The 13917-nt window shown below is 46.7% G+C and carries 7 protein-coding genes, 3 tRNA genes and 3 rRNA genes; 5 read left to right on the top strand and 8 right to left on the bottom strand.

What is annotated here, in order from left to right:
* Positions 1 to 11: 11 nt before the first annotated feature.
* Positions 12 to 128 (bottom strand): LPS translocon maturation chaperone LptM, encoded by a 117-nt coding sequence (gene lptM, locus OCV12_RS25000; RefSeq protein ID WP_407829960.1) that lies wholly within the window; start codon positions 126 to 128, stop codon positions 12 to 14.
* A gap of 75 nt (positions 129 to 203) precedes the next feature.
* On the opposite strand from lptM, the gene cyaY reads away from it, so the two are divergent.
* Positions 204 to 518 carry an iron donor protein CyaY gene (gene cyaY / locus OCV12_RS15635; protein ID WP_017633314.1) on the top strand — a complete coding sequence of 105 codons (315 nt, stop codon included), beginning with the start codon at positions 204 to 206 and terminating at the stop codon, positions 516 to 518.
* 71 nt (positions 519 to 589) lie between these two features.
* Here the strand turns inward: cyaY and OCV12_RS15640 are convergent, their stop codons facing one another.
* Positions 590 to 3118 (bottom strand): class I adenylate cyclase, encoded by a 2529-nt coding sequence (locus OCV12_RS15640; protein ID WP_176680602.1) that lies wholly within the window; start codon positions 3116 to 3118, stop codon positions 590 to 592.
* 344 nt (positions 3119 to 3462) lie between these two features.
* On the opposite strand from OCV12_RS15640, the gene hemC reads away from it, so the two are divergent.
* From hemC to OCV12_RS15660, 4 genes are read left to right on the top strand one after another with little or no spacing between them, the layout of a single operon-like run.
* Positions 3463 to 4401: a hydroxymethylbilane synthase gene (hemC, locus tag OCV12_RS15645; RefSeq protein WP_017633312.1), complete on the top strand. Its 939-nt coding sequence runs from the start codon at positions 3463 to 3465 to the stop codon at positions 4399 to 4401.
* Between the two features lie 2 nt (positions 4402 to 4403).
* Positions 4404 to 5132 (top strand): uroporphyrinogen-III synthase, encoded by a 729-nt coding sequence (locus OCV12_RS15650; protein ID WP_261885009.1) that lies wholly within the window; start codon positions 4404 to 4406, stop codon positions 5130 to 5132.
* 19 nt (positions 5133 to 5151) lie between these two features.
* Entirely contained in the window at positions 5152 to 6378 is a 1227-nt protein-coding gene (locus OCV12_RS15655; protein WP_261885010.1) for a uroporphyrinogen-III C-methyltransferase, read from the top strand.
* A complete protein-coding gene (locus OCV12_RS15660; protein ID WP_261885011.1) occupies positions 6378 to 7559 on the top strand; it encodes a heme biosynthesis protein HemY in 1182 nt (393 codons plus the stop codon). Before OCV12_RS15655 ends, OCV12_RS15660 begins: the two co-directional genes overlap by 1 nt.
* 976 nt (positions 7560 to 8535) lie before the next feature.
* Here the strand turns inward: OCV12_RS15660 and OCV12_RS15665 are convergent.
* The 6 genes from OCV12_RS15665 to OCV12_RS15690 form a co-directional block, all read right to left on the bottom strand.
* Positions 8536 to 8612, bottom strand: a tRNA-Asp gene (locus OCV12_RS15665).
* Between the two features lie 45 nt (positions 8613 to 8657).
* Positions 8658 to 8773, bottom strand: a 5S ribosomal RNA gene (gene rrf / locus OCV12_RS15670).
* 93 nt (positions 8774 to 8866) lie between these two features.
* Positions 8867 to 11758 (bottom strand): 23S ribosomal RNA (locus OCV12_RS15675).
* Positions 11759 to 12051: 293 nt separating this feature from the next.
* Positions 12052 to 12127, bottom strand: a tRNA-Ala gene (locus OCV12_RS15680).
* A 14-nt stretch (positions 12128 to 12141) separates the two neighbouring features.
* Positions 12142 to 12218, bottom strand: a tRNA-Ile gene (locus OCV12_RS15685).
* Between the two features lie 67 nt (positions 12219 to 12285).
* Positions 12286 to 13840 (bottom strand): 16S ribosomal RNA (locus OCV12_RS15690).
* The 16S, 23S and 5S rRNA genes sit together here with 3 tRNA genes alongside, the layout of an rRNA operon.
* Positions 13841 to 13917: the final 77 nt, after the last annotated feature.

Here is a 13917-nt window from a genome sequence, read left to right on the forward strand (position 1 = left end):
GCGTGTTTCACTTATTGTGATTGTTCAGTCTGCTGAACTTCATCAGGATCGTATAACGGACCCGTTTGACCACAACCAGAAAGTCCAATAACGGACACCATAAACAGAGCGGTAATTAATTTTTTCATTTTGCATATCGTGATTATTAACTCAATGCCCCCTATAATCGCACCACACTCAGGAAAAGCAATAGGATAGAAAGGATGAACGAGACTGAATTTCATCAGCTGGTCGATATACAGATGCAAAACATCGAAGAAGCTATCGATGAATCAGAGGCAGATATTGATTACGAAGTGACTGGTAACGTGATGACGCTGGAGTTTGAGAACCGCAGCCAAATCATCATTAACCGCCAAGAACCAATGAAAGAAATCTGGTTGGCGTCTAAATCTGGTGGCTTCCACTTTAAATTAATCGACGACAAGTGGACATGTTCTAAGACGGGCATGGAGCTGTTTGAGATGGTGAAAGAAGAATGCGTGAAGCACGCAGGTGAAGAGATCGATTGGGTCTAATCATTTGTAAGCAAAACTAAAAAGGAGTGAATCAATCACTCCTTTTTTAGTATCAATCAGTCTTAATAAGCCTAGATGTTCACTATCTTTGAACTCCGAGAAGCTAACGTCGCATCGTTACGGTAAGGCACAACATAAGAGTTGCCCTCTTCAGGATGAACGATTTGATAGTACTGAGGTAAGTTAAAGTTTATCAACTTAGACGACATCTTCGACTCATCTTTTACCGATGTGTAGAAAGAGTTTACGCTCGCGATCATCTCATCTTTTTCGCCGCTGTACTGGTGATACACCTCAACCTGGTTCGACTCGTCCAATACATAAATATTGAAACCTTTGTCGGTATCTTCAAAGAAGAACTGAATTAAGCCCTCACTCGCAAAACCATCCACCACTTCTGGTAATTGATACTCTTGCTCTTTGTCGAGCATCAGTAAAGGTGAACCCTTCAACTTGTTAGTTGAGATACTACGATAAAAGTCGACCGAGTTTTCCAACATCTGTACCGACACACCACGGCGTTCAAAGAACAGACCAAACATCTTGTTAGCTAAGCGAATAGCCTTAAAGCGACGGCGTTTTTCTGGTTCGATTGGTTTTAATCGTAAATCGATACACTCAGCAAGCAGTTGATACACCATATTACGCATCACACCACGCAGGTTCTTGCTATAACAGAACACATCGACCGATTCTGGCGGTAAAGCATCTTGGTGCATTTTGCCAAGTACCGTTTTAAGCGCATCAAGCATTGCGGTATCACCTTGGAAGTGAAGCGTACGTACTTCATGCCAAGAGTTACGATAAACCAAATCGACACTGCCGACTAAGCTCTTACCTTCTTCACCAAAACTGAAGATATCGGCATTCTTCAGATCAACCTTCAAGGCACGACCGCTTAACTCAGAAGTCGGATCATTTTCAAAGTTGATGAACATCGCTAACTGGCTGATCTCACACGGGCTCGCCAGTGCTTGCATACTTGGGCGGCGTTTACGCAAAGAGAAGGTATTGCGAAGGTCGCTCACCATTTGATAGAACTTATCGATATCAATATGAGCGTCACGAACCACAGAGTGCAAACGTGTCGATTCAGTAATCAAACCATTAAAGAATGACCAAGCAACCAGCTTACTCAAGTACTCATGGTGCTCAAGTGAAGGCTGGCCAAGGATACGGTGCGCAATCAGTGGCTGTTTGTACAAGTACCAACCCGCTTTATTGGATTGCCCTTGGCGAACCTCAATAAAGCTCAAGTCAGGTTCATGCAGATCCGGAGAAATTTGCGGATTCAGTAACGTCACTTTACCCGGCAACACCTCAAACGCAGCATAAAGCTTACGTGCCAAGATACTGATATCTTGTGGGCTGATTGCCGAAGTAATGTCGTTACGACGTGCAAATTGAATCAGGTTACGATAGCTCAGCATCAAGGCATCAAGCAACGCATGGTGCACCACTTTAACTTGCTCAACCTTCCAGTTACGGCGGTTATCGAGCTCAGCAATGGTTTCCTGCCCCCAATTCCAAGACTTAGTCATCTCGGTTAAGGCTTCACGACGCCATGCAACTGAACCGATACCTGCTTCTCGCGACAACTTCTCGTGGGTCTTAAGGTAGAAACAGCGTCTCACCAAATCCAAACGAGTGTGGTCGTTAATGCGTTCTAGGTAGCGAGTTACCTTTTCTAGCATCAGATAGTAACTATCCATGCCATACAGATCAGGTTCATCCGCAAAGAAGCGGCGCTTGGTATCGATACTCAATAGTTGGGTGTTTGGGTATTCCCATGAATAAGCTTCTAGCAGGATCGCCTTTAACACCGACTTATACGGTGAGTCGATACTCTTGTAGAGTTGCCACAAGTTAGAACCGAAGTACTCTTCCGCGGGAATGCGATTCAGCTTGCCGAAATCGATCCACTGCGAACAATCAAGATAACCATCCTGACATAGGCCTTGAACGTATTGGTCATAACACTCTTCCATTTCTGGCGGAATGATTTGCCACAACAAGCGTTGGCCAGCTAAACGAACAGCTGAACGATAGAACTCATCAAGCAATAACAAGTGCTGGGAAGAGCCACAGTTATCACCGGTCATCTCTTCAGAATGGTTCGAGCGGAAACGCTGTTCATCCATCAAGAAAAAGTTAGCTTCAACACCCAAGGTTTCAGCCCAATCGGTAATCAGCAGGCACTTGTTCGTCAAGCTATCGCGCGCTGGACCATCCATATCAGGAGAAACACATACCCAGATATCCAGATCACTTGAGGTGCTTTGACCAATAGAAGAGGTACTACCCATGGTGTACAAACCAAGGATTGCAGGTTCAGCAGCCTCGGTAAGTTTACCGCCAAGTGTTAATTCGGTATCAGACACAAATTGTTTTTGGAATTCATTAAGCGTGAAGCTACGAATTCCAAAAGGAACTTGTTGGTCATAGTAACCAGGCATCATTGGGTGATTGAAATGAAGAAGTGCGGGGATTAGGTTAAAAACTCGCTGGCCTTGGACATTCATCAACGCCAACGCACGATCAATGCGCTGCTGATTTAGATTGTCTAATCGTTGAATCAAAGTCTGAGTGTAAGCCTGCAAGGTAAGTCCTTGGTTTGAGATTAAATGCACTTCTGTTTAGTTACTGAACGAAAGCAGCAACAAAACGTGATCAATTTAACACTTTTACCCCTAATGGTAAAGCAAAGGAACCCGTCATACTGGCCAATTCCTTAATGACAGAAAGTTAAACTCACGGCGCCGTAGTGTCCTCTTTATTGACTATTTCTAATAATAGCCCATGTTTCAAATGAGATACCAATCACACTATTTTGGTGAACTCATGAAAATCTCTCAGCTATCAAAGCATGGAATGATCAAACAGTAAGAATTTTCGCCTCACAATGGTAGGATTAGGCTATTACAGAACCTATATCGGAAACACCATGACAAATTCAGCACCAATCCGTATCGCAACCAGAAAAAGCCCTCTTGCCCTTTGGCAGGCATACTTTGTAAGGGATGCACTGCAAGCTGCTCACCCTGGTTTAGAGGTTGAGTTGGTAACTATGGTGACCAAAGGTGACATCATCCTAGATACCCCACTGGCTAAAGTTGGCGGTAAAGGACTGTTCGTTAAAGAACTCGAAGTGGCAATGCTAGAAGGTCGTGCTGACCTTGCGGTTCACTCAATGAAAGATGTACCTGTCGACTTCCCTGAAGGTCTAGGTCTGGTAACGATCTGTGAACGTGAAGACCCACGTGATGCTTTCGTATCAAACACTTACAACAACATTGATGAGCTACCACAAGGTGCTGTCGTGGGAACATGTAGCCTACGTCGTCAATGTCAGCTATTAGAATACCGCCCTGATTTAATCATCAAGGAGCTGCGTGGCAACGTTGGCACTCGTCTAGGTAAACTCGATGATGGCCAATACGATGCTATCGTCCTAGCGGCAGCTGGCCTTAAGCGCCTAGAACTTGAAGAGCGTATCCGTAGCTTTATCGAACCAGAACAGTCTCTACCTGCTGTAGGCCAAGGTGCTGTGGGCATTGAATGTCGTCTTGATGATGAGCGTCTGATTAAGCTTCTTGAGCCACTGAATCACCAAGACACAGCCGATCGCGTGCTTTGCGAACGTGCAATGAACCTAACTCTTGAAGGCGGTTGTCAGGTACCTATCGGTAGCTACTCACTGTTAGATGGCGACAACATCTGGCTACGTGCACTTGTTGGTGAACCTGACGGCTCTAAGATGGTTCGCGGTGAGATCTCTGGTCCTCGTAAAGACGCTGAAGCACTGGGCGTTACTCTGGCTAATCAACTGCTGGATGACGGTGCGAGAGAAATCTTAACTAAGCTTTACGCAGACCAAGAATAATCATGACAGTGTTGGTAACTCGTCCCGGCTCAGAGGGACAATCGCTTTGCCAACAACTAGCGGATGAAGGGATTCAAGCAATCCATCATCCGCTTATTCGTATCGTTGATAACCCAGACTCTGCGTATTTAAGCACTCAGCTCAATAACAGCGATATCATTATTGCAGTCAGTCACCATGCTGTGACAGCTGCCCAAAGCATCCTTTCCAAAACCTCATCTATTTGGCCTACTTCGCCGCTTTATCTTGGCGTTGGTCAAAAAACTGCGCACGTTTTAAGCAAAGTCTGTAAACAAAAAGTAAACTATCCTCAAGTTAGTGATAGTGAACATCTTCTTAAACTTACTGAACTTAATGGTGTCGATAATAAATCCATTTTGATACTACGTGGCAATGGTGGGCGTGAGCTCATTAGAGATTCTTTACTCAATCGAGGTGCACAAGTCTCTTATTGTGAGACCTACCGTAGAGAATATATTCCCATTAACGACCACAATACCTATCAAACATGGATAAACCAAAATACATCAAAAGTTGTCATCACTAGTCAGGAACAATTGGAGTATCTCTGCTCAATAACCCCTGACGAGTATTTGGCTTGGCTTTCAACAAGACAACTATTTGTCCCAAGTCAGCGCATAGCAGAACGAGCACAACAACTCGGGTTCTCCAATGTGATTAATACTCAAAGTGCTACGAACCAAATATTACTGGCTGCTCTCCGGCCTTAGCTAGAAACAGGAAATAAGCATGACAAGCAAAAAAAATAATGAGCATATTGAACCTGAAAAGAAACAAGATACTCAGCCAGTAGTTGTTGAAAACGAAAAAGCTGAATCTACAGAGACAAAACAGCCTGAAGAAAAACTTGATGCCTCTGCGTCAAATACCGCTCAAAATGAACAGTCTCAAGCTGAACATAAAGAGCAAATAGAGAAAGCGGAAAAGCAAGGTAAGCGCGGTGTCACACTAGGCGCTATTGCGATCGCTTTTTCTATTATTTTCAGCGGTGGCATTGCCTTTCAAATGCAACAAAAGAGCGCCGATTACTCAGCTCAAATCGCTGCGCTTCAAGCGCAACTACAAAATACACAATCTGCAGTAAATAAAGACCTACAAACCATCAAGCAAGAGACCATCCAAGAAGCATCACATGCGGTGGAAAAAACTCAGGTGGTTCAATCCCAACAACAGAAAAGCATTCAAAGCCTTCAGTTGGCCGTTGCTGACGTTAAAGGCCGACGCCCGAATGACTGGTTACTTGCCGAAGCCGATTACCTTGTAAAACTCGCTGGCCGTAAACTGTTCCTTGAGCATGATGCCGTTAGCGCAACCAAACTGATGGAGAGCGCCGATCAGCGTATCGCAGCACTGAATGATCCAAGCTTAGTGTCTCTCCGTCAATCTATGACCAATGACATTACTAAGCTTCGCACTATCCCTCTGATCGACCGTGATGGTTTAGTTCTGCGTATTACAAGCCTTCAACAACAAGTCGATAACCTGCCTCTAGCTAACGCTATTCTTCCAGAAGCTGCGGTCGTTGAGAAACAAGCTGTGTCGCAAGACATCAATGATTGGCAAAACAACTTGATGACGTCGATGAAAGACTTCTCAGAAAACTTCATCACTTTCCGTAGTCGTGATGGTGAAGTTATCCCACTACTATCACCAGAACAGCACTTCTACTTGCGTGAAAACATCAAAGGCAAGCTAGAGACAGCAATTCGCGCGGTCTACAAAGAGCAAGGCGAAGTCTATAGTGCTGCGCTTAAGACAGCTAACGAATGGTCGAAGTCGTATCTAAACCAAGATAACAACTCAGTAATCGAGTTCGAAAAGGCGATTAAACAGCTAAGCGAGCAGAATATTTCCGTGAAATACCCTGTAAAGCTTGAGTCTCAAAATGAGTTGTCAGATGTCATTCGTGAACGTCTACGCCGTGAGGTAACGGTAATGACCTCGGAGGAGAAATAATGATTCGTTTGATTTTTCTTTTCCTTATTCTCGGTGCGGGCCTGTTTGTTGGTACTCAATTCTCGGGTCAACAAGGTTATGTGCTGATCTCAATTGCCAATAAGACGATTGAGATGAGTGTGACAACAATGGCTATCTTTGTGATTGCCCTTTTGGCTGCACTGTTTGGCTTAGAGTACCTATTTAAAAAGCTTATTTACGCGAGCTCAACAACTTGGAACTGGTTCAGCGTTCGTAAACTAAAACGCTCTCGTCGTTATACCAATGAAGGCATCATCAAGCTTCTTGAGGGTGATTGGAAAGGCGCAGAGAAGAAAGTAACTCGCTGGGCGAATCACCACGACATGCCTCTGCTTTGTTACTTAGTGGCGTCACAAGCAGCACATGAGCAAGGTAATACTGCTGAGCGCGATAAGTATATAGAGCTTGCTAGCCAACAAGACGATTCTCTATTGGCCGTTGAACTAACTAAAGCCAAGCAACAAATCAGCGAATCAAATTACGAAGCTGCTTTCGATACGCTTTCAAACCTTAAAGGTTCACACCCTAACAACACTGCAGTGCTTGGATTGCTAAAAGCGACCTACATGCAACTTAAGTTATGGCAGCCATTGTTGGAGCTAACGCCAAAACTCGCTAAGAACAAGCTTCTAACGGCAGATGAGCAGCGTGAGCTAGAACAGAAAGCACAATGTGGTTTGCTTCACGACGTCGCACAGCAACAAGGCAGCGAAGGGCTAATCAGTCACTGGAATAAGCTTCCAAGAAAACAGAAGCAAAGTTCACACCTTGTATCGTGCTTTGTGAAACAACTGATCGCACGTAAAGCTGATTCAGAAGCCTTCACAGTGATTAAAGAGAACATTGCGAAGAATGGTTCAAACGAACTCTACATGTTGCTTCCTGAACTTAATCTAGCCGATCACCACCCAGTGGTTGTGATGCTAGAGCGTGCAATCAGTAAAGATAGCAACAATGCAGAAGCACACAGTGCATTAGCTCAATTCTACCTAAGGGAGCAAAAATGGGCAGAAGCGCAAAGCCACTTCGAAAAAGCACTAGCACTTCGTTCTAATGTTTCAGATTACGGCTACCTATCTGATGCACTAGAGAAGCAGAACCTAACCAAAGCGGCTCACGAAGTATCTCGTAAAGCACTCGCTCTAGTTCAGCCAGCTTAAGCAAATACACTTAGCAGGAAGCCGATGCCAAGCATCGGCTTTTTTGTGTCTGCTATTTGCCTCAAGATAACGTCCAGTCCAATAATCCAACCTTTCGTCAGATACAGTTTAAGCGTAGATATCCCGCAAGGTAACTAAACCAAGCCCAACAGACTCTAGACATCATACTGAGGCACAAGAGTAATCGTAAATGATTCATTGAGCCTCTCCAATGGAACTTGGAGCGGCTTTAGCTCGAACTCTCGCGAGAGTATTTCAATAGCAAATAAACTCTTTAGAAGCGATTAGAGCTGACAAATATTCGCTATACGAACATCTAGCCTGGCTAGGGCTGTACCAAAGAAAGTCAAACACCTCAGAAGGTTTTAGATTAGTTGAGAACTCAGAATTCGACGATCCATTTCCAACTATAGAGCCAGCAATCCAAGTAATTCTTCCTTTATACAACGAGTAGATAGCACTCAATCACAGTGCTTAAAACACTACGATTACTTAAACATCACCACCTAGGCTTTATCCGTAATTAATCCATTAAGTAAAGCTCACTCGTTATCAGAACCTACAGACAGAAACATCACTATGAAAGCCGAGCTTTCTAATCTCAATAGATACAGTGGCAATTCAAGGTAAACAACCTCATGCAAGTCAGTACTAGGCTTTCTAATAACCGGCAAACATCGAGGCCGCGAACTACGGACAAGCCATTAGTGGGACTCTTTCGACCTAGGAATAAACAGCAAGACTTCTTAGTAAGTGCTGTTGTGGCAGCCCGAAACGAGCGGAGCTTGAGCGAAAACCAGACGATCTATAGCCAGAAACGACGAAAGCCTAGTCGTAAGACTAGGCTTTCTGATAATTGGCTATGCTGGTATTCCATCGGACTCGCGCACGAGTAGAACTCTTTCGCCCGAAGGAAATGTACAATGATTCAAATGTAAAAAAGCCCTGCTATTTCTAGCAGGGCTTTTCTAATAAGTGGCGGAGTGGACGGGACTCGAACCCGCGACCCCCGGCGTGACAGGCCGGTATTCTAACCAACTGAACTACCACTCCGCAGTGGACTACTTGTCGTCGCTGACAAGTCGTTCATAATTTAAAGCCTGGCGATGTCCTACTCTCACATGGGGAAGCCCCACACTACCATCGGCGCTATTGTGTTTCACTTCTGAGTTCGGCATGGAATCAGGTGGGTCCACAATGCTATGGTCGCCAAGCAAATTTTAAAATTCGGAAAACTGTATTTAAAAGTAACTCTTCAAACTCATTCAAGGTCTGTCTTTGAGTCCACAAAACCCCTTGGGTGTTGTATGGTTAAGCCTCACGGGCAATTAGTACAGGTTAGCTCAATGCCTCGCAGCACTTACACACCCTGCCTATCAACGTTCTAGTCTTGAACAACCCTTAAGGACGCTTATAGCGTCAGGGAAAACTCATCTCAGGGCTCGCTTCCCGCTTAGATGCTTTCAGCGGTTATCGATTCCGAACTTAGCTACCGGGCAATGCCATTGGCATGACAACCCGAACACCAGAGGTTCGTCCACTCCGGTCCTCTCGTACTAGGAGCAGCCCCCTTCAATTTTCCAACGCCCACGGCAGATAGGGACCGAACTGTCTCACGACGTTCTAAACCCAGCTCGCGTACCACTTTAAATGGCGAACAGCCATACCCTTGGGACCGACTTCAGCCCCAGGATGTGATGAGCCGACATCGAGGTGCCAAACACCGCCGTCGATATGAACTCTTGGGCGGTATCAGCCTGTTATCCCCGGAGTACCTTTTATCCGTTGAGCGATGGCCCTTCCATTCAGAACCACCGGATCACTATGACCTGCTTTCGCACCTGCTCGAATTGTCATTCTCGCAGTCAAGCGGGCTTATGCCATTGCACTAACCACACGATGTCCAACCGTGTTTAGCCCACCTTCGTGCTCCTCCGTTACTCTTTGGGAGGAGACCGCCCCAGTCAAACTACCCACCAGGCACTGTCCGTAATCCCGATTCAGGGACCAACGTTAGAACATCAAAACTACAAGGGTGGTATTTCAAGGACGACTCCACCACATCTAGCGACGCGGTTTCAAAGTCTCCCACCTATCCTACACATGTAGGTTCAATGTTCAGTGCCAAGCTGTAGTAAAGGTTCACGGGGTCTTTCCGTCTAGCCGCGGGTACACTGCATCTTCACAGCGATTTCAATTTCACTGAGTCTCGGGTGGAGACAGCGTGGCCATCATTACGCCATTCGTGCAGGTCGGAACTTACCCGACAAGGAATTTCGCTACCTTAGGACCGTTATAGTTACGGCCGCCGTTTACCGGGGCTTCGATCAAGAGCTTCGACCGAAGTCTAACCCCATCAATTAACCTTCCGGCACCGGGCAGGCGTCACACCGTATACGTCATCTTACGATTTTGCACAGTGCTGTGTTTTTAATAAACAGTTGCAGCCACCTGGTATCTGCGACTCTCGTCTGCTCCATCCGCAAGGGACTTCACTGATAAGAGCGTACCTTCTCCCGAAGTTACGGTACCATTTTGCCTAGTTCCTTCACCCGAGTTCTCTCAAGCGCCTTGGTATTCTCTACCCGACCACCTGTGTCGGTTTGGGGTACGATTCCTTACAATCTGAAGCTTAGAGGCTTTTCCTGGAAGCATGGCATCAATGACTTCACTACCGTAGTAGCTCGACATCGTATCTCAGCGTTAAGAAAGTCCGGATTTACCTAAACTTTCCGCCTACGTACTTGAACCTGGACAACCGTCGCCAGGCCCACCTAGCCTTCTCCGTCCCCCCATCGCAATTGTAAGAAGTACGGGAATATTAACCCGTTTCCCATCGACTACGCCTTTCGGCCTCGCCTTAGGAGTCGACTTACCCTGCCCCGATTAACGTTGGACAGGAACCCTTGGTCTTCCGGCGAGGGAGTTTTTCACTCCCTTTATCGTTACTCATGTCAGCATTCGCACTTCTGATACCTCCAGCAGCCCTTACAGACCACCTTCAACGGCTTACAGAACGCTCCCCTACCCCACATACCCTAAGGTACGTAGCCGCAGCTTCGGTGTATAGCTTAGCCCCGTTACATCTTCCGCGCAGGCCGACTCGACCAGTGAGCTATTACGCTTTCTTTAAATGATGGCTGCTTCTAAGCCAACATCCTGGCTGTCTGAGCCTTCCCACATCGTTTCCCACTTAGCTATACTTTGGGACCTTAGCTGGCGGTCTGGGTTGTTTCCCTCTCCACGACGGACGTTAGCACCCGCCGTGTGTCTCCCGGATAGTACTTACTGGTATTCGGAGTTTGCAAAGGGTTGGTAAGTCGGGATGACCCCCTAGCCTTAACAGTGCTCTACCCCCAGTAGTATTCGTCCGAGGCGCTACCTAAATAGCTTTCGGGGAGAACCAGCTATCTCCAGGTTTGATTGGCCTTTCACCCCTAGCCACAAGTCATCCGCTAATTTTTCAACATTAGTCGGTTCGGTCCTCCAGTTGATGTTACTCAACCTTCAACCTGCCCATGGCTAGATCACCTGGTTTCGGGTCTAATCCTAGCAACTGTACGCCCAGTTAAGACTCGGTTTCCCTACGGCTCCCCTAAACGGTTAACCTTGCTACTAAAATTAAGTCGCTGACCCATTATACAAAAGGTACGCAGTCACACCACGAAGGTGCTCCTACTGCTTGTACGTACACGGTTTCAGGTTCTATTTCACTCCCCTCACAGGGGTTCTTTTCGCCTTTCCCTCACGGTACTGGTTCACTATCGGTCAGTCAGTAGTATTTAGCCTTGGAGGATGGTCCCCCCATATTCAGACAGGATATCACGTGTCCCGCCCTACTCGTTTTCACTGATGATGAGATGTCGATTACGGGGCTATCACCCTCTATTGCGGCACTTTCCAGAGCCTTCATCTGTCTCATTAAAAGCTTAAGGGCTAATCCAATTTCGCTCGCCGCTACTTTCGGAATCTCGGTTGATTTCTCTTCCTCGGGGTACTTAGATGTTTCAGTTCCCCCGGTTTGCCTCCTGTTGCTATGTATTCACAACAGGATACTTACTTATGTAAGTGGGTTTCCCCATTCAGGAATCCCAGACTCAAAGGTTATTACTACCTAATCTGGGCTTATCGCAAGTTATTACGCCTTTCATCGCCTCTGACTGCCAAGGCATCCACCGTGTACGCTTAGTCACTTAACCATACAACCCGAAAGGGTCTTAGTGTATGGCAACTAACCAAGGTTTTTGGTTGTCATTAAGAAGGGTTAATTCTCAATGACTGTTTGCCGGACTCAATGTGATTCAAACGAATTTGAATCGAATACAAGACACTTGAATGTGTTTGTTGTGTTTATCAAAAGATAAACATTGAGAACTTTTAAATTTGATTGAATTACTCGTAAGTAATCAATCAGTCAGCTTTCCAAATTGTTAAAGAGCTTGATTTCTTTCGAAACCATTTTTAAAGACTCTCTTAAGAGAATACTTAAAGATGGTGGAGCTATGCGGGATCGAACCGCAGACCTCCTGCGTGCAAGGCAGGCGCTCTCCCAGCTGAGCTATAGCCCCATCTAGGTCGATATTGGTGGGTCTGAGTGGACTTGAACCACCGACCTCCCGCTTATCAGGCGAGCGCTCTAACCAGCTGAGCTACAGACCCAATATCGTCTCTTAACTTTTCTAAACCTAATCAATCTGTGTGGACACTTATCGTGAGTATCTTCGTATAAGGAGGTGATCCAGCCCCAGGTTCCCCTAGGGCTACCTTGTTACGACTTCACCCCAGTCATGAACCACAAAGTGGTGAGCGTCCTCCCCGAAAGGTTAAACTACCCACTTCTTTTGCAGCCCACTCCCATGGTGTGACGGGCGGTGTGTACAAGGCCCGGGAACGTATTCACCGTAGCATTCTGATCTACGATTACTAGCGATTCCGACTTCATGGAGTCGAGTTGCAGACTCCAATCCGGACTACGACGCACTTTTTGGGATTCGCTTACCATCGCTGGCTTGCTGCCCTCTGTATGCGCCATTGTAGCACGTGTGTAGCCCTACTCGTAAGGGCCATGATGACTTGACGTCGTCCCCACCTTCCTCCGGTTTATCACCGGCAGTCTCCCTGGAGTTCCCGACATTACTCGCTGGCAAACAAGGATAAGGGTTGCGCTCGTTGCGGGACTTAACCCAACATTTCACAACACGAGCTGACGACAGCCATGCAGCACCTGTCTCAGAGCTCCCGAAGGCACACCTGCGTCTCCGCTGGCTTCTCTGGATGTCAAGAGTAGGTAAGGTTCTTCGCGTTGCATCGAATTAAACCACATGCTCCACCGCTTGTGCGGGCCCCCGTCAATTCATTTGAGTTTTAATCTTGCGACCGTACTCCCCAGGCGGTCTACTTAACGCGTTAGCTCCGAAAGCCACGGCTCAAGGCCACAACCTCCAAGTAGACATCGTTTACGGCGTGGACTACCAGGGTATCTAATCCTGTTTGCTCCCCACGCTTTCGCATCTGAGTGTCAGTATCTGTCCAGGGGGCCGCCTTCGCCACTGGTATTCCTTCAGATCTCTACGCATTTCACCGCTACACCTGAAATTCTACCCCCCTCTACAGTACTCTAGTTCACCAGTTTCAAATGCAGTTCCGAGGTTGAGCCCCGGGCTTTCACATCTGACTTAATGAACCACCTGCATGCGCTTTACGCCCAGTAATTCCGATTAACGCTCGCACCCTCCGTATTACCGCGGCTGCTGGCACGGAGTTAGCCGGTGCTTCTTCTGTTGCTAACGTCAAGAGATAGCGCTATTAACGCTACCCCCTTCCTCACAACTGAAAGTACTTTACAACCCGAAGGCCTTCTTCATACACGCGGCATGGCTGCATCAGGCTTTCGCCCATTGTGCAATATTCCCCACTGCTGCCTCCCGTAGGAGTCTGGACCGTGTCTCAGTTCCAGTGTGGCTGATCATCCTCTCAGACCAGCTAGGGATCGTCGCCTTGGTGAGCCATTACCTCACCAACTAGCTAATCCCACCTAGGCATATCTTGACGCGAGAGGCCCGAAGGTCCCCCTCTTTGGCCCGTAGGCATTATGCGGTATTAGCCATCGTTTCCAATGGTTATCCCCCACATCAAGGCAATTTCCTAGGCATTACTCACCCGTCCGCCGCTCGACGCCCATTAACGCACCCGAAGGATTGTTAGTGTCGTTTCCGCTCGACTTGCATGTGTTAGGCCTGCCGCCAGCGTTCAATCTGAGCCATGATCAAACTCTTCAATTTAAGATTTTGTGACTCAACGAATACTGACTTCAAAACTAATATTTACCGAAGTAAACATGTAATTCTAAAGCTATTAC

Source organism: Vibrio pomeroyi, assembly GCF_024347595.1.
Taxonomy (GTDB): Bacteria; Pseudomonadota; Gammaproteobacteria; order Enterobacterales; family Vibrionaceae; genus Vibrio; species Vibrio pomeroyi.